General features: G+C 63.2%; 10 protein-coding genes. All 10 read right to left on the reverse strand.

Translation table 11 applies throughout. The features are described from left to right. Positions 1–2: 2 nt before the first annotated feature. On the reverse strand, positions 3–4,952 hold the full coding sequence (locus DK391_RS25305; RefSeq protein ID WP_109480778.1) for a response regulator: 4,950 nt from the start codon (positions 4,950–4,952) through the stop codon (positions 3–5). A gap of 141 nt (positions 4,953–5,093) precedes the next feature. Further along, positions 5,094–6,725 (reverse strand): response regulator, encoded by a 1,632-nt coding sequence (locus DK391_RS25310; protein ID WP_109480741.1) that lies wholly within the window; start codon positions 6,723–6,725, stop codon positions 5,094–5,096. After that, positions 6,722–8,206: an ATP-binding protein gene (locus DK391_RS25315; RefSeq protein ID WP_109480742.1), complete on the reverse strand. Its 1,485-nt coding sequence runs from the start codon at positions 8,204–8,206 to the stop codon at positions 6,722–6,724. Before DK391_RS25315 ends, DK391_RS25310 begins: the two co-directional genes overlap by 4 nt. After that, positions 8,175–9,362 carry an ATP-binding protein gene (locus DK391_RS25320; protein WP_109480743.1) on the reverse strand — a complete coding sequence of 396 codons (1,188 nt, stop codon included), beginning with the start codon at positions 9,360–9,362 and terminating at the stop codon, positions 8,175–8,177. The genes DK391_RS25315 and DK391_RS25320 overlap by 32 nt, the downstream gene beginning before the upstream one ends. Further along, a complete protein-coding gene (locus DK391_RS25325) occupies positions 9,347–9,772 on the reverse strand; it encodes an anti-sigma regulatory factor (protein WP_109480744.1) in 426 nt (141 codons plus the stop codon). Before DK391_RS25325 ends, DK391_RS25320 begins: the two co-directional genes overlap by 16 nt. A 19-nt stretch (positions 9,773–9,791) precedes the next feature. Beyond that, positions 9,792–10,148 (reverse strand): STAS domain-containing protein, encoded by a 357-nt coding sequence (locus tag DK391_RS25330; RefSeq protein WP_109480745.1) that lies wholly within the window; start codon positions 10,146–10,148, stop codon positions 9,792–9,794. A gap of 9 nt (positions 10,149–10,157) precedes the next feature. After that, positions 10,158–11,021 carry an STAS domain-containing protein gene (locus DK391_RS25335; protein ID WP_109480746.1) on the reverse strand — a complete coding sequence of 288 codons (864 nt, stop codon included), beginning with the start codon at positions 11,019–11,021 and terminating at the stop codon, positions 10,158–10,160. A gap of 248 nt (positions 11,022–11,269) precedes the next feature. Beyond that, complete coding sequence (locus tag DK391_RS25340; RefSeq protein WP_109480747.1) at positions 11,270–13,021, reverse strand: tannase/feruloyl esterase family alpha/beta hydrolase; 1,752 nt, start codon at positions 13,019–13,021, stop codon at positions 11,270–11,272. Then, entirely contained in the window at positions 13,018–14,130 is a 1,113-nt protein-coding gene (locus DK391_RS25345) for an OpgC domain-containing protein (protein WP_109480748.1), read from the reverse strand. Before DK391_RS25345 ends, DK391_RS25340 begins: the two co-directional genes overlap by 4 nt. Before the next feature lie 325 nt (positions 14,131–14,455). Then, a complete protein-coding gene (locus DK391_RS25350) occupies positions 14,456–17,593 on the reverse strand; it encodes a type ISP restriction/modification enzyme (protein ID WP_109480749.1) in 3,138 nt (1,045 codons plus the stop codon). Positions 17,594–17,629: the final 36 nt, after the last annotated feature.

Raw genomic sequence — 17,629 nt, forward strand, 5'->3', positions numbered from 1 at the left:
CTTCAATCGACACACGTGCGCAATGCGTTGATGAGATCGAGCGGATCGTACGGTTTGCGCAGTTGCGCGGCATCGTTGAGTTGCGCGCGTTGCTGCGGCGACAACCCCGCGTCGGCGCCCGTGACAAAAATCACGTGCAGGCCGGGCTGACGCGCTTTGGCATCGATAGCCAGATCGACACCCGATGCACCCGCGAGTCCCACATCCGTCAGCAGCACGTCGAAGTCGCGCTCACCGAGCAACTGCGACGCCTGTTCGATGTCCTGCGCTTCCGCAACCTCCAGCCCGAAGGTGCGCAACAGTTCCGCCGTGCTGACGCGCACCAGTTCATCGTCCTCGACGAACAGGATGCGCAGGTGACGGATCGCATCGAAGGTCTCGTTGTTGTGCCGGTCGGCGAAGCGGACGGTCTGCGAATCTTCCGCGTGTAACGTCACGCCGCCGTCGGGCCGCGCGTATTGCACGCGCAGCGCATGCTGGATCTTGCGCGCGAGCGCTTCCTGCGAATAAGGCTTGCTCAACAGTTCGACGCCTTCGTCCAGCCGTCCGGCATGCACGATTGCGTTATCTGTGTAGCCCGAGGTGAACAGCACGGCAATGCCGGGCTGACGTTCGCGCGATTTGCGCGCCAGCTCGGTGCTGCGCAGCGGTCCCGGCATCACGACATCGGTGAACAGCAGATTGATCGGCACACCGCTTTCGACAATCGCGAGCGCGCTTTGCGCATCTTTCGCCTTGAGCACGCGATAGCCAAGCGCAGCCAGCATTTCGACGACCGTCGTGCGCACGTCCTCATCGTCCTCGACGACGAGAATGGTTTCCGCGCCGCCTTTCGCCGGACCGGCATCGATGTCGGTTTCGAGATCTTCTTCATCGCGCACGCGCGGCAGGTACAGGCGGATCGTCGTGCCGTGTCCCATTTCGCTATAGATCTTCACGTGCCCGCCCGACTGCTTGACGAAGCCGTACACCATGCTCAGGCCCAAACCCGTGCCTTGTCCTTCGGGCTTGGTGGTGAAGAACGGCTCGAACACGTGCTCCTGCACGTCGGCGGACATGCCCGAACCCGTATCGGTGACGGCGACCATCACGTACTGGCCTGGCGTGACATCGGCGTGGCGCTTTGCGTAGGTGTCGTCGAGCGATGCGTTGCCCGCTTCGATGGTCAGCTTGCCGTGGCCGTCCATCGCATCGCGCGCGTTGATCGCGAGATTGAGCAGCGCGTTTTCCACCTGAAACGGATCGACCAGCGTGTTCCACAAACCGCCCGACACAACAGTTTCGATCTCGATGCCGTCGCCGAGAGCGCGCCGCAGCATATCGTCGAGACCGCGCACGAAGCGTCCGAGGTTCACCACCTTCGGCGCGAGCGGCTGACGGCGGCCGAACGCGAGCAGTTGCGACGCCAGCTTCGCGCCGCGCGCCACGCCCGCCAGCGCATTGCGCACGCGCTGCGCGGGCCGCTCGATGCCGGCGACGTCGTCGGCGAGCAGTTGCAGATTGCCGCCGATCACCTGCAGCAGGTTATTGAAGTCGTGCGCGACGCCGCCCGTCAGCTTGCCGATGGCTTCCATCTTCTGCGCGACGCGCAATGCTTCTTCCGCGTGACGCAGCGCTTCCTGGGTTTCGCGATCGCTCGTCACGTCGCGGCCCACGCCGTGGATGCGTTCCGTATCGGGATCGAGCGACAGCGTCCACGCGATCCAGCGCCACGTGCCGTCGATATGCTTCAGCCGGTTCTCGAAACGCATCGGCGCGCCCGTGCGGCGCAACTCGTCGAGATTCGCTCTGACCATCGCGTGATCGTCGGTGTGAATCAGCGAGAAGTACGACTGCAACGCGAGCCAGTGCATGTCGTGGCCGAGCACGCGCGTCCACGACGGGCTGATGCGCTGCAACTCGCCGTTGAAGCCCGCGACCACCAGCAGGTCTTCGCTGAAGTCCCACAGACGGTCGCGATCGGCGACGGCTTCGAGCACGCGTGCTTCGAGCGTTTCGTTCAGTTCGCGCAGCGCGTTTTGCGCCTTGGTCCGCTCTGCGATCTCGCGTTGCGCGGCCTGATACAGACGCGCGTTGTCGATGGCCGTCGCGGCCTGCGCGGCAATCCCTTCGACGAGGCGCTCGGCGCGTGCCGTGAACATGCCCGGCATCGGATGGCCGAAGAACAGGCCGCCGAGCACTTCCCCCGTGCGCGAGACCACGGGCGCGGCGAGATAGCTGCGCACCTTCAGATGGCCTTCGGGCATGCCGCGATGGGGCGGATTGCGCCCGTAGCGCGGGTCTTTCGTGATGTCGTCGGAACGCACGATGCCGTCGCCGTTGAAGGTCGGCGCGAACACCGACGTGTTGCGCGGCATCGGAAACTTCGCGAACGAATCTTTCGGCACGCCCGAGAGCGTGTACAGCATGTAGCTGCCGCCCTTATCGTCCATCACGTTATAGAAGAACGAGCCGAATGCGGCGCCCGTCAGTTCGGTCGCGGCGTCCACCACGACCTGCACGGCGCGGTTCAGATCGAGCTCGGCCGCCACCACCGTGCCGACGCGATTGAGGATTTCGAGCGTGCGCGATTCCTCGCGCAGACGATTGCCGGTTTCGCGCCGCAAGCGCGCAAGCTGCAGATTGCCGGCCACGCGCGCGAGCAGTTCGCGCGCCGCAAACGGCTTGATCAGATAATCGTCCGCACCCGATTCGAGGCCGCCCACTTTCGCTTCTTCACCCGCACGCGCCGACAGCAGCAGCACGGGCGTCTCGCGCAGATCGGCGTCGTCGCGCAGTTTGCGCAGCAGGCCGAAGCCGTCGAGCTTCGGCATCATCACATCCGACACGATCAGATCGGGCTGCACCTCGCGCGCGGCCGCAAGCGCGGCTTCACCGTCAGCGGCGACATGCACTTCGTGGCCCGCCGCCGACAGAATGCGCCGCATGTAATCGCGCAGATCGGCGTTGTCGTCGACCACCAGCAGCTTGCCTGCCGGCTCGCCGTTCGCGTTGGGGAAGGTGTCGGCGGGAGCGGGCAGTGCGCTGGCGTCGTCGGTATCCGCAGCCGTTTGCGTCTCGGGCAGCCAGCGCAGCGCGGCATCGGCGTAACTTTGCGCGCTCGCACTCGCTGAAGCGTTCATGGTTGCGTGCGCTGACTCATCCAATGATTCATCCGATGCCGGATCGACCAGAAGCGTCGGCGGCAGCACGACCGTGAAACGTGTGCCGGCACCCAGTTCGCTTTCGACATGAATCGCGCCGCCATGCAGCCGCACGAGTTCGTTGACGAGCGCCAGCCCGATGCCGCTCCCTTCGACCGATCGACCCACCGCGCCTTCGACGCGATGAAACCGTTCGAACAGGCGCGGCACCTCGTGCTCCGGAATGCCGATACCCGAATCGGCGACATGCATTTCGATGCTGCCGCCCGGCGCCGTCGTCAGGCTGACGGAGATCGTGCCCGTGAGCGTGAACTTGAACGCATTCGACAGCAGGTTCAGCACGACCTTCTCCCACATCTCGCGATCGATCGACACGAGATGCGGCAGCGGCTTGCAATCGACTTCGAGCGCCATGCCCGCCGATTCGATCGCCGAGCGGAACAGCGATGCGAGATCGGCCGTGAAGGCGGCGAGATCCGTCGGCTGGGGATGCGTTTCGATGCGCCCGGCTTCGATGCGCGAAAAATCGAGCAGCGCGTTGACCAGCTTCAACAACCGCAAGCCGTTGCGATGCGTGACTTCGAGCAGCGGACGGTCGCCCTGAGTGGCAGCGGCTTCGGGCCGGGCGAGCAGTTCTTCGAGCGGCCCGAGCATCAGCGTGAGCGGCGTGCGGAATTCGTGGCTGATATTCGAGAAGAACGCCGTTTTCGCGCGATCGATTTCCGCCAGGGCTTCGGCGCGCCGCCGCTCTTCTTCGTAGGCGTCGGCATAGCCGAGCGCGGCGCCGATCTGCCGTCCCACCAGCGTCAGGAACGAACGATAGTTGTCGTCAATCAGTCGATACGGATTCAGTCCGACTACCAGCACGCCGCCGCGCCCCGTTTCGCCCGATGGCTGCACGGGCACGATGGCGGCCTGCGCGCTCGGACGTTGCCATGCGAGCGCGGGTAGCGGCGTGCCGAAGCGTTCGGAAAGGTCCGTCACGACGGTGAGACGCTGGCTGCGCAGCACCTCCATGAACGGCCACGCGGGATCGCGCGCCGCGTCCATCGAGCGCGGGGCGGCAGGATGCGCCGCGTCGATGCCGGATGAACCCGCGAGCGATGCCGTGGCACTGCCCGGTTCGGTCTGATAGAACAGCGCGAAGGTGATGTCGTAGGGATCGCTCGCCAGCGCGCGCACGCTGCCTTCGCAGACGTCGCGCCACGACAGCGCATCGCGCGTCGCGCTGCCGATCTCGCGCAACAGGCGCAACTGCCGCTCGCCGACCACGCGCACGGTGTCGTCGCTGTTCGCGCAGATGATGCCGCCCGTCCCGCCGTGATCGTCGGGAACCGGGCTGTAGGAAAACGTGTAGTACGTTTCTTCCGGATAGCCGTTGCGCTCCATGATGAGCAGCTTCTGCTCGGTGAAAGTGCCTTCACCGCCTTCGAGCGCTGTCTGCAGCAATGGCTGGATCTCGCTCCAGATTTCGCGCCACACGGCGGCAGTCGGCTGTCCGAGCGCGGCAGGATGCTTGCCGCCGATAATCGACTTGTACGGATCGTTGTAGAAGAAGATCAGCTCCGGCCCCCAGCCGATCCAGATCGGCTGGCGCGACGTGAGCATGATGCGGATCGCCGTCTTCAGGCTTTGCGGCCATTGCTCGGGCGCGCCCAGCGCAGTCGTGCGCCAGTCGTATGCGCGTATCAGGCCGCCCATCTCGCCGCCGCCCGCGAGAAAGCTGGGCACCGTGCCCGTGCCCGTGCTGTGCGCGGGCGCCGCGTCCGCCTCAGGGTGCGCGCCTGCCATCGTCTTGTCCGGTTTCATCGACGCAACCTCAAATCGCCGTTCGCCCTCGCACATGCCGCCGTTGCCGGTCTCGCACTGTTCGCCGGCGCCTGTTGTCCGTTATCTGTTGCGCTCGCGTAGTGCCGTCAAGCGCCAGTGCTGTCCCGATGCGCTGCGCACTCACTCCGTGACGCCCGACGGCAACGGCGCGCCCGGATTGCGCGGCACACCGCCCGCGCCGTCGGCCGCGATCACGCGCTCGATGTCGTCGAGCGAAGCCGGTTTCACGAGATGATGATCGAAGCCTGCGTCACGCGTGCGTTGCCGGTCGCTTTCCTGTCCATAGCCCGTCAGCGCGATCAGCAGCGCACCCGCCGTGGCCGGCCCGGCGCGCAACGCGCGCGCCACCTGATAACCGTCGATGCCCGGCAAGCCGATGTCGAGCAGCACCACTTCCGGCCTGAATCCGCTGGCAGCTTCAATCGCCGCCGCGCCGTCGTACATCACGCGCACGTCGTGGCCGAGCATCTCCAGCAGGATCGACATCGATTCCGCGCCGTCGATACTATCGTCGACGACCAGCACGCGGCGCTTCGGTCCGCTCGCACCCTGCACTTCACCCGCAGATTGCGCATCGGCCGCCGATGGCGTCGCAGGTTCTGCAGCGGAAGCCGCGGCCGGATCCGCCTGCGCCGTGCATGGCGCGGCTTTCTCGGGCATCGCCAGCGGCAAGGTGACAACGAACTCCGATCCCATTCCAAGCCCTGCGGAAAATGCTTCGATTGTGCCGCCATGCAGTTCCGTGAGCGTCTTCGCGAGCGACAGCCCGATGCCGAGACCGCCTTCCGATCGCGCGAGCGAATCTTCGGATTGCATGAACAGATTGAATACGTCGGCCAGTTCGTTCGACGGAATGCCGATGCCGTTGTCACGCACGCGGACCGCCATGCGGCCTTCTTCTGCGCTGGCGTCGAGTTCGATCACGCCGCCTTCGGGCGTGTACTTCGACGCATTCGACAGCAGATTGCTGATCACCTGCGCCACGCGAATCGGATCGCCGTGAATCATGCAGGCATCTTGCGGCACGTTGACGCGCAACGTGTGCTGCTTCTTTGCAATGGAAGGCTGGTTCGCTTCGACGGCCGTGGCCACGGCGGCGGCAATATCGACGCATTCGATCTGCAGCGCGATCTTGCCATGCGTGATGCGCGACACATCGAGCAGATCGTCGACCAGCCGGCTCAGATGCTCGACCTGACGCCGCGCGATCATGCGCGCGTCGTGCACGGCTTCGTCGTTTGCATGATGGCGCGGGTCCATCAGTTCGACGGCATTGCGGATCGGCGCAAGCGGATTGCGCAGTTCGTGTGCGAGCGTGGCGAGGAACTGGTCCTTGCGGCGGTCGGCGTCGCGCAGCGCTTCTTCCGCGCGATGCAGCCGCAACAGCGCGCGCACGTTGGCCACCAGTTCAGCTGGCTCGATCGGCTCGGTGAGATAGCTGTCCGCGCCGCCGTCGAGCGCGCGCACCTTGTCGAACGATTGCACGGCGGCCGCCGAGGTTTGCAGGATCATCGTCGAGCGCGTCTGCGGATCGCGCTTGAGCATCGAACACACTTCGATGCCGCTGATGTCGGGCAGCTTCACATCGAGCAGCACCAGCGCGGGATTGTGCGTGCGCACCTGATCGAGCGCGCCCTGCCCCGTCGCCGCTTCGATCACCTCGAAACCGGCATGCACGAGCACGCGCGTTTTGGCATAACGCGCGCCGTCGTTGTCGTCGACGTTGAGTATCAGCGGAGCGGCAACCGTCATGAGGCGCCTCCGTGCGATAAACGCGAAATCGCCGGACCATCGGCGAGACCGTCTGCGTCCGGCGAATCCGGCGCGGCGACCGCTTCGACCCTGAGCGGCAGCGTCGCATGGAAAGTCGAGCCGACGCCCGGCTTGCTGTCGACGCTCGTATAGCCGCCAAGCAGCGCGGCGAGCTTGCGGCATAGCGGCAAACCGAGACCCGTTCCCTTGACCCGCTGCTGCAGATGGTTCTGCACCTGGCCGAACTCTTCGAAAATCACTTGCTGGTGCTCCTCAGCGATGCCAATGCCCGTGTCGGCCACGAAGAACGTGACATGCTCGCCATCCGGCTCCAGCCGCGCGCCGACGCGTATCTCCCCGCGCTCGGTAAATTTGAGCGCGTTGGAGACGAAATTACGCAGTATCTGCGTGAGCCTGGCTTCGTCGGTGAAGATGGGTGGCAAACCGGTCGTGTCCTCGAAAATCAGCTTCACCGCCGGGTCGGTCTGAAGCGGCGTGAGCATCGCGCGCAAAGCCGCGAACAACGCCGATGCCTTGAACCAGTCCGGTGTCACTTCAGTGCGGCCCGCTTCGATCTTGGCGAGATCCAGCAGATCGTTGACGATTTCGGACAGATCCTCGGCCGATTTTCGGATGAGTAGCACCTGGCGTTCCTGCTCGGACGACAGCTCGCCATCCAGCCGGTTCAGCAGCAGATTCGACAGCGCGCGGATCGAACTGAGCGGCGTGCGCAGTTCGTGGCTCATGTTCGACAGAAAGCGCGATTTCATCGTGTCGGCACGGCGCAGTTCATCGGCGCGTTCGTCGAGTTCCGCGTACAACGCGACCACGCCGCGATTGGTTGCTTCGAGTTCCTGCGTCAGGCGCGTCAGTTCGTCCTGACGGTCGCGCAACTCGGTCAAGGTGGACAGCAGTTCACGGTTCTGCTCGAGCACTTCGCTGAACGAGCGGTGCGCCGCGCCGCGCTCGCCCGGCGCATCGCCCAGCACGCCGCCCGATCGCCCGCCCAGCGCGTTCTGCTCGACGATCGAACGCATGATCGCGTCGATACCCGCCACCGTCATGTTGGGCCGGTCGGCGGGCAGAAAGCGCGCCATCGTGACACGCGTGCCCTGCTGCCCCGACGATTCGATCTCGCAGCGGTCCATCAGTCTGCGGCTGCCGGCGATGCCGCGGCCCATGCCCGTCGGCGACCGGTAAGTGCCATCGAGCACCGCGTCGAGATCACGGATGCCCGGCCCCGTGTCGCGCACGTCGATCAGGAACGACTGCGGTTTCGATGCGCCATCGAATGCGAAGGTCACTTCGCCGCCGTGCGCGTATTCGAATGCATTGCGCGCGATCTCGGAGACGGCACTTGCAACGCGCGTCTGGTCGAGCTGCGAAAAGCCGAGTCCCGCGGCGATCGCGCGAGCCTTGCGGCGCGCGGCGACGACGTCTTCCTCGGCTTCAAGCCGGATGCGCAGTATGGGGGTCGTCATGCCTGAAATGTACTCCCTGGTCTGCCTTGACGACTACCACGGTGGCGTCGTCGCGGCGGCGCGAGAAATCGCGGTACAGCACGGCGGCGATCATCACGGCGGGCTGCAGATGCAAACCCGGATACGCGGCCAGATCCCAGCGCGTGCCGATGCCGTCCGAATGAAGAATCAGCAGCGCGTTGCGTGTCCACGCCACTTCGAACTCCTGCGAGTCGCGCATCGTATGCCCGACGATGCCGTTGCGCGACGTGAGCTGCCAGCTGTCGCGCGCGGCATCGGTGGCTTGCGCCGCAGCGTTCGCAGCGCTCGCGCCGTGCAGCGAGCCGCCGGTGACGAGCGCCGGCCTGCCCACGTTGAAAATCGACGCCGCGATGTTGCCCGTGCCCGAGAACGCCAGTTGCGAGCGCGCGAGGTCGAGCCGCGCGATGGCGACGGCGGCGCCGCGCGTCGGGCGCAGCGCGCCATGCGCGAGTTCCATCAGCGCGGCGGGGGAACGTCCTGCGCGACGCCGCACGACATCGACGGCACCCGCTGCCGCGACATGCGCATCGGGACCGTGGCCAAGACCATCGGCGAGTGTGACGGTCAGGCCGTGCTGATCGGCTTCGACGCCCCACGCGTCGCCGCATACGGGCTCGCCTGGATACGGCACGCAAACGCCGCCGATATCGGTGCCCGCGGCCGCCCGTCCGGAACGCGCCGCTGCGAGCTCACCCGCGCCGCGGCTTCGCACCACAGCGCGCACCACCGTGCCCAGACGCGGCTGCGAATACACCGACAGTTCTTCCGACAGACGCCGGATCGCGCCGAGACCCGTGCCCGGCGAACCGGCCGTGGTGCTGCCGTCGCGAAACGCAAGCTGCACGTCCTGCATGCCCGCGCCTTTGTCGATCGCGATGATCTCGACGCCGTCGGTGAGCGTGCCGCCGGCATCCGAAGGCAGCGGACGCACCAGCAGTTCGCCGTGCTGCGCGTGCTTGAGAATGTTGGTCGCCGCTTCCGTGACGATCAGCGCTACGCGGCCCAGATCGGTTTCGTTCAGCGCGCCCTTTTGCGCCGCATCATGGGCGCCGCGCCGCGCGAACGCGACGCTGCTCGCGTCGGTGATGTCGAACGACGCGTGCATCGCGCGCAGACCGCTTAACGAAGTTTCCATTTGGTGATCGACACCGTCGTGCCTTTTCCTGGTTCCGACTGGATTTCGAATTCGTCGCACAGACGCCGTGCGCCGCCCAGCCCGAGGCCAAGACCCGAGCCGCTGGTGAAACCGTCCTGCAACGCGCGCTCGATGTCAGGAATGCCTTGCCCCTGATCGACGAAGGTCAGCTTCAGCCCTTTGCGCGTGCCGTTGAGCAGCACACTCAAGGTCGCGTCACCGCCGCCGCCGTAGAGAAGCGTGTTGCGTGCCAGTTCGCTCGCGGCCGTGACGAACTTCGTCTGATCGACCAGCGAGAAGCCTTGTGCGATGGCTTCGTCGCGCACGATCTGGCGAAGCTTGACGATCTCCTGATCCGAGCGCAGACCGACTTCGACCGTCGAGGTCACCACTACGCCGAATGAGTTCATGTGTGAGCGCCCCGGTTGGTCAGCGCTGTCGCTGCTGCAGCAGCGCCATGCCTCGTTCGACGTCGAGCGCCGTACGCACGCCGGTCAGCGTCAGCCCCAGCTCGACCAGCGTGATCGCCACCGACGGCTGCATGCCCACCACGACGGTCTGCGCGTCGAGCACGGTCGCCATCGCCGCCGTGTTGCTGATCATGCGGCCAATGAACGAATCGACGATATCGAGCGCCGAGATGTCGATCAGCACGCCCTTCGCCCTGTCCTTCACGATGCGCTCGGTGAGATCGTCCTGAAGCGCGATGGCGAGACGGTCGTGCATGTCCACCTGAATCGCGACGATCAGGCAATCGCCCATGCGCAGGATTGGAATGCGATCCATGGCGTCACCCTAGCCGGCAGTGCGAGTCGGAATGCTCGACCCGCTTTTTTGCAGCGCGATGACGAACGCATCGGCCAGGGTGGACTTGGTGATCACGTTGGTCAGATCGACGCCGAGATGCACGATGGTCTGCGCGATCTGCGGACGGATACCGCTGATGATGCAATCCGCGCCCATCAGGCGCGCAGCGGCGACCGTCTTCAGCAGGTGTTGCGCGACGAGGGTATCGACGGTCGGCACGCCGGTGATGTCGATGATCGAAATGGCCGCGCCCGTTTCGACGATTTTCTGCAACAGGCTTTCCATCACCACCTGCGTGCGCGCCGAATCGAGCGTGCCGATCAGCGGCAGTGCGAGGATGCCTTCCCACAGTTGCACGACGGGCGTCGACAGTTCGAGCAGTTCTTCCTGCTGGCGGGCGATGATCGCTTCGCGGCTGCGCTGGAACACTTCCGTCGTGAAGAGACCGAGTGCGTCGAGCAGCAGGTTCACCGTCCAGCTGACGTCCGCCAGTTCCTGCGGCTGCGCGCCGAGTTCTTCGCGCAGCCGCTCGTATAGCGGCTGCTTGAGCGAGAACACGAAGGTCGCCGTTTCGACAGGCGTGAAACCCTGACGCGCACGATGCGCGGACATGTCGGCAAGAAACGCGCGCACGGGTTCCCATTCGGGACGGCTTGCATCGAGCGTGTCGGCCTTGCTCAGGGTGTCGGAGAAGATGTTCAGGAAGTTGCGGAACTGGTCGTTCATCTCCGCTTCCGTCGTCAGTCCACGACGCAGCGCGATCGATAGATGTTGACTCAACCAGTCAGCAAGCAGCGTGTCGCGATGGCGCGTCAATACCTCGGCGAGCTTCGCGCTTTTCGATGCGTTCATAAGGTCTCCGGGAACAGTGCAGGTAAATATTGCTCAATTGTTTGTGTGCTAACTGTTTGTGCGCATCCGATGCGCGCAAACATTACCGGAAAGCGTCGTGATGGCAGGAGATCGCTGCGCCTTGCCGGATGATCGACCCATACTACAGGGGCGCCGACCCATTGCGGATAAAAAGAGGGCCGAAATGTGCGACGCGCGACGGGCGTTCACGCCGCTGTCATGCGCGCTTTCGTCTGATCCTGCAGGGTTCAGGGTTCGCTGCAGACGAAGTTGCTGGCTTCGTTGAGATTGCCCTTGCCGAGATAGCGCGGATACATCGGATACCGGCACAACGGGCGCGAGCGTCCGTTTGTAGGCGGCGCGATGTCGGTGGCGAGCAGCGTCTCGGGCGAGACGCCGCGTGTCACCCAGTTGTCGAGCGCGCCGAGCAGATCGACGGAGGGAATGAACACGCCGCCGCCATGCTGGAAGCCCGGCACCATGTAGAGACGCATGAAGGCATTCACGCGCTCTTCGCCGTACATATCGATAAGGCGGTCGTAGTACGCGATGGTCTGGTTGGGGCTGATGACTTCATCGGCGAGACCCTGCATCGTGATCAGCTTGCCGCCTTTGGCCATGAAACGGCCGAGGTCGGGATTCATCGCGCCGATGGTCTGCGACAGCGTGACCAGCTGCTTCTGATACTTGCCGGGATGGAACACGTCGAAGTGGGTCGAATCGAACGTCGCGTCCTGCGCGACGAAGTAGCGGATATAGCCATCGCCTTGCGCGAACAGATAGCCGTTGCCGGTGAAAGTGGGCGAGGTCTGCCGCACCGGGTCGCGGCCTAGTCCGAGCGCGCCGTTGAAGCGCGTGCCCTGAAAGACGTTGTAGCCGTGATAGCCGCTCACATCGTAGGCGAGCTTGTAGGGCAGTTTGAGGCCGTCGCGCAATACCGAGAGCGTCGAGATTTGCGCGTCGGTCAGGCAGCCGCCCTCCTGCGCATACGAAGTGCCGCGATGACAACGCAGCGCGTCGATGATTTCCGGCTCGCGCTGACGGCACGCGTCTACGTCGCTAACGATGCCGTCGGCGGCGCCGTCCAGCCTGTCGCAGATTTCGAGTGACTTCTGGTAGACCCGTTCGAGCAGCACGGGCGGCACGAAGCCGCCGGGCGCAGCGTATTCCGCCTGGCCGACACGTATGCCGATCAGCCGCACGCCCGAGAAATTCAGCGCGGGGGAATCGGCGATCACGCCATCGTAGTCGTCGGGGTAACGCTGCATCACCGTGTAGCCTTCGCGTCCGCCCGTCGAGCCGCCCGCGAAGTACATGCGGTTTGGCGGATGTCCGTACATGTGCACGATCAGCGCGAGCGCGGCATCGTGCGTTTTCTTCAGATGCGCATAGCCGAAGTTGACGACGGATTCATCGACGAGGCCGAACACCGCGAGCGCCGAATTGCCGACGTGGCCCGAGTCGTCGCCGAAGGTCACGTAGCCCTGTGCAAGCGGCGCGCGCACAGGTGAGAACGGCATCACGCCGATGCCCGTGACGACCGTGCCGTTGTAGCCACCGCCGCCGACCTGCAACGCGCGGCCATTCCAGCGACGCGGCAGGTTCAGGTCGAAGCGGATATCGGGCGTCGTGCCTTTGAGCGCACGGATCACGCCTGTGACACGGCAGAACTCGCCCGCGCCATTGCCGGGTGTCGTCGCGGAGATGAGCGTGGCGCTTTCGACGTGGGCGCCAAAGGTGGGCAGTGCGATGGTGTCGGCGTCGAGCCAGAGTCCGCCGAGCTCCGAGCAGCGGGTGGCGAACGGCACCTGCTTCGGGTTGGCGGCGGGTTGGCCGGGCGCCTGGGTTTGCGTCTGGGTTTGCGTCTGGGCTTGAGTCTGAGTTTGGACCTGTGTTTGCGTCTGAGCGACAGCGGCCGCCGCCGTCAGGCCCGCGCCACATAAGAACACCGCGCGTGCGAGCGCGTGCGCTGCACGCGGCCAACCCGCGACCCGCTTCATCGGCAATCGGCTCCGCGCACCGCCGCACCGCGTGGCTGCGTCGGTCCCTTCCAGTCGTTCCAGAAGCGCGCCAGCAAGAGCACCGCGATGATCGCGACCAGATCGCCCGCCAGCGCGGCCAGCCCGTGGCTCAGGCCGTGGAAGCTGCGCGGCGTCGCCGTATCGACGATCAGCGAAATCACCGTGCCGCCGACAAAGCAGACCAGCCCCGTCTGCCCGACCTTGATGACGGCAGGCGCCTTATGCGCGAGCTTCGCGATGAAACCGGCGCGAATCAGGACGGCGGCAAGCCAGGCAAGGACGAGGAAGTTGATCACGCGTTCAATCGACAGGTTCTGTTTCAGGTGGCCGGGCAACGGCTGGGTCAGGATGAAAAGTTTGACCACTGCGAAGGCTAGCACGGCTGTAAGTGCAATTCTTGTCAACCAGCGGCCCTTTGTCGATTGCAGGAAACCCGCCGATACGGGCCGCTCGCGGCACAGGATACCGGTCACGAACATCAGTTGCCAGGCGAAAGGATTGAAGGCCCAGTCGCTGACATCGTCGATGGCGAAGAGTCTGGCGAGGGGTATCGCCAGCGCCCACGTGACGACGCTCAGGGCGAGCGTGGTCCACGGCGCCTTGCGGGCGAGCGGCACGACGAACGGCACGGTGATCGCGAAGATCACGTACATCGGCAGCACGCTCGACAGATACGGCTGACGTCTGAGGATTGCGATGTTGAAGGCTTCGCGGATCGGTGCGGCTGCGAACGATGGCCAGCCGGTCAGGTCGACCATCGGGCGGTTCAGTTGCAGGAACTGGAGGATCGCGCCCGATAGCAGCGTAAGCACTGCAGTCAGCAGATAGGCGCGGTAGATCTCCCAGCAGCGCCGGTAGAAACGGTTGTGCGCGGCCTTCTCGCCGTTCTTGCTCAGCACCGCGCCATACGCCGCCGCCGATGCGTAGCCGCCAAGGCACACGAACACTTCAGCCGAATCGCATAGCGCATAGTTGTGCAGCATCAGATGCTGCAGCACGCCGCCCGGTATGTGGTCGAGCACGATCACGATCAGCACGATCCCTCGGAAAAAATCCACTTCGATAGAACGCGGGCGGTGCGGGTCCATTCGAGGGCTCGTTGGCAAGTGCTGGGCACGCAGCATTCGTGATGCCGCGTGTCGCGTGGTGTCGGGGTTTACGTGCAGTAGGAGCGGCCGCGCGTGAGAACGTTCCCTGCTTACTGCGCGTGTAAGGGGAGGTTGTGGAATTGAAGTAGTTGCAGGAAGGAAGATCATTCTGACGTCGCTTGACGAGCGGGCTTGTGCATCAAGCCGCCTGGGCTTCGCCGGCTCGACGTGGACATGCGCTGAACTGAAAGAAGTCTTACCGTTGCTGACGCATCTATTTTGTAGTGAGGCTGACCGTCACCGCGCGCGGCTGGCAAATGCACCCTTACTCGGGACGCAGCGAAAGCCCCTTCATGATGCGGTCGGTTTCAGAAAGCACCCGCAATATCTGCTGATAGTGTTCGACATCGTCGATGCTGAGCAGACGGCCTTTCCGGTCCTTCAGCCATTTTTGCGCGGGTTGATATCCTCCGATGAACAGGTTCCAGGTCACTTCGCTGCACCTGTCGAAATACTGCGTGTCATTGATCCAGATCTTGCCGTGCTGAAAGCGCGGGACGTCCACCTTGCGATTCCCCTCGCCAATCAACGGAGCACACGCGAAGCCCGCGACCGCCGATTCCATCAGATGCAGTTTCCTGAGCGCCTTTCCGCTTTCCGACACGGCCCAGAACCTGCCCGCGTTTTCGGGCCAGGGAATGCGGGGAAAATCAATGCGGAGAAATTCTCCGTAGCTCGCCCGATACGATGGGCTATGCAGAACGCCATAGATGTAGTCGAACGCGGCCAGTTCATCGGCGATACCGAAGCGGTCATGCCGCGACATGGCCTGAAGCCGCTCGTACAGCTTCTCGTCGAAGTTGATGCGTCGGAAAGCAGGGTCGCTTTCATCCGGATAGATGTACAGCGGAGCGAAATAGTTGGATTCCTTGATGCTGAGCGAGTGAAGCTGTATGGCGTGCCGAAAAACAAAACAGTCGGTGAATGGCCTGTCTTCATCGATCTTCCGGTTGAAGGACAAAGCGAAATTGTCTTCATGGAAGAGTTGCGGAATGATCTCCTCCCGAGGCCGTTCGAGCAGGACATGGGAGTAGCAGACAAACCGTCTGTCGAAGGGACGATAGTCGATTGGCCTGATCAGCTTTCTCCATTCGACCTTTGCCAGATCCTGTCGCGAGGTCGCCAGCGACCACGATGCCGTATCACCACCGGGTCGATCATCCACTGGTTTCTTGCCGTGAAAGAACGCGCGTCGGATCGCGTCGTCGGACTGATTGGGATCGACGAATCGCGCGAGTTTGCTTTCCATCTCCTCAACGGAAAAATCGATCGCCAGATGATCTCTCGATGTCGTCAAGCCAATCTGCTGCTTCACAAAGAAATCGGCGACGGAGAATCCTTTGTCGTAGGTGTCCAGGATCGCCTGATCGATTGGATAAAACATCTGATACCGAGAATGAGGCTCGAGCTTTGTCGACGAAAGGCTATTCACCGATGTCGCCTCGTTGAGCGCCTGAAACTTCGATGCGCGTTCTCCCCACAACTTACCGTGCATGATCTCTGCGCGCTGTTCATGTCCGCCGCGCCTTTTTACAGCGACGATGATCGCTACGCCTTGACGAATATCGAACACGTTCTTGTCCGATTTCCCGTCAGGCGCGATTTCCTTTTTCTTCGCGCTGCCGTGCAAGTCCAGAATCCAGATCTTGTCGAAGGTCTTTAGCAAGTGCCAGCGCATTCCACGAAAAGTCGGGTTGTCGAGGTATCCGTTGTTCGTCACGAATCCCAATACGCCTTCACCATTCTTTTCGATCAGATGCGACGACAGACGAATGAATCTGACGTACAGGTCATTGAGCCACTTCGGATTGCGCTCCTTGAGCTTCGACTTTCCACCGGGTTCTTTTTTATAGTCGTCGATGAGTGCGCTCAGCCAGGCGTCCGACTTGCCGCTTTCTCCCAGATACGGCGGATTGCCGATCACACACAGAATTGGCGCGTCGAGTGTCTCGTGTCTGGCTTGCTTCGCTTCTTCGCATAACCACGGCGCGAAGGGCAACGCCTGATCTATCGAACTGGTCAGATGGACGGATAGCGGAGGACGCGTCATACCTGGCTTATAACCAAGACCGGCCAGCATCATGTCCAGTTTCATGTGGCACATCGCATATGAAGCTGTGAGGATCTCGCATCCATGCAGACGCGGAATCAACTCGGCTTCGATATAGCCGGACCAGTTGTCCGGCGCAACGTCTTTCACTTTCGGCGCAATCTGCCTGATCACCTCGGCCAGAAACGCACCCGTTCCGGTGGCAGGATCGAGTATCTGAACCCTGTGCGTATCGTTACTTTTTCTGACCGGCGTGCCTTGGCCATCGATTCTCACGGTGTCACGGTCGATCGTCACCTTCGATGTATCCGCGAGACCCTCTGCGAGTCCGAATTCCGACTGCAGCACTTCATCGACCGCCCGAACGATGTAGCTGACTACCGGTTCCGGCGTGTACCAGACACCACGCTCCCTGCGCTTGTCGGCGTTATAGGCGGCGAGGAAGGTTTCGTAGAATTGAATGAAGGGATCGCTTTGGCTCGCGTGCCGACTCAAGTCTGCCGTGATCTTGCCAATGTCCGTTGCCTGCAATGCGGCTGCGAGATCGTCGATGATCCAGGCGATGCGATCGTCGAGATTGCATGCGGCGAGCCATGTGAAAAGCTGCCGAAGATGCGGATTGGAACTGGACAGCAGCGCAAGCACGTCACGCCTGCTGAACGGTTCCGGCAACGTGTGATGAAGCCGCGCCGCGAACATGCCGCAGGCGATGACTTCAGCATAGATGTCGGCGAAGTCTTCGCGTGTGATGTCGTGAATCAGGCAATCTCTGAACGCATCGTAGTGTGCCGACAGTGCCGTTGACGGCGTCTCGTCGGCTTGAAGCACGCCAGGCAGGACATCTTTGATCACCTGAGCCTTCGCCGCCATCGCGTCCGCCAGCCTAGGCGGGCTTGTGATTGTCTGCGGCTGCTGGGCAACGAATTCGCGCAGTAACGATGTCAGTTCACTGAACGCTTGCGGCCTGGGTTCGATATGCGTCAGGCAATCGGCGATCCTGACTGAAGCAGCCAGTTCACCGTTGCGATAAAAGTCCCAGTCGAGGCAGTTGGTGTAGAGAAGATTCGGCAGCGCCTTCCGGTAACGCTCATGCTGCTTTTTATCCGCGTCGCTCATGCGACGAAGATCGAAGGCAAAATCGTTCGCCTTAACGTGACCCACGACATGCGCGTTGCGCCGGATGATGAAATCGGGCGCGCCGTTGGCGACTCGCTGCGGCGTATGCAGTGCCGTAATGTCGTCCGCCAGACCGTTGAACAAACCTTCGATCGCCGATCGGTACGAATGCTCGACCGCGATACCGGCGCGGCGTGCCGCGACGACTTTGCTGATGAAATCTTCGACGAGTTTCACATGCTTCGCTCCTCGTGAGACGTCCTCTACGAGCAA

The sequence above is a fragment of the Paraburkholderia sp. C35 genome, from assembly GCF_003121405.1.
GTDB lineage: Bacteria > Pseudomonadota > Gammaproteobacteria > Burkholderiales > Burkholderiaceae > Paraburkholderia.

What these genes read in the sequence shown, in the direction of transcription:
- DK391_RS25315 (WP_109480742.1), bottom strand. Translation starts at nt 8,206, where the DNA reads ATGACGACCCCCATACTGCGCATCCGGCTTGAAGCCGAGGAAGACGTC.
- DK391_RS25345 (WP_109480748.1), bottom strand. Translation starts at nt 14,130, where the DNA reads ATGGACCCGCACCGCCCGCGTTCTATCGAAGTGGATTTTTTCCGAGGG.
- DK391_RS25325 (WP_109480744.1), bottom strand. Translation starts at nt 9,772, where the DNA reads ATGAACTCATTCGGCGTAGTGGTGACCTCGACGGTCGAAGTCGGTCTG.
- DK391_RS25305 (WP_109480778.1), bottom strand. Translation starts at nt 4,952, where the DNA reads ATGAAACCGGACAAGACGATGGCAGGCGCGCACCCTGAGGCGGACGCG.
- DK391_RS25330 (WP_109480745.1), bottom strand. Translation starts at nt 10,148, where the DNA reads ATGGATCGCATTCCAATCCTGCGCATGGGCGATTGCCTGATCGTCGCG.
- DK391_RS25310 (WP_109480741.1), bottom strand. Translation starts at nt 6,725, where the DNA reads ATGACGGTTGCCGCTCCGCTGATACTCAACGTCGACGACAACGACGGC.
- DK391_RS25320 (WP_109480743.1), bottom strand. Translation starts at nt 9,362, where the DNA reads ATGGAAACTTCGTTAAGCGGTCTGCGCGCGATGCACGCGTCGTTCGAC.
- DK391_RS25340 (WP_109480747.1), bottom strand. Translation starts at nt 13,021, where the DNA reads ATGAAGCGGGTCGCGGGTTGGCCGCGTGCAGCGCACGCGCTCGCACGC.
- DK391_RS25335 (WP_109480746.1), bottom strand. Translation starts at nt 11,021, where the DNA reads ATGAACGCATCGAAAAGCGCGAAGCTCGCCGAGGTATTGACGCGCCAT.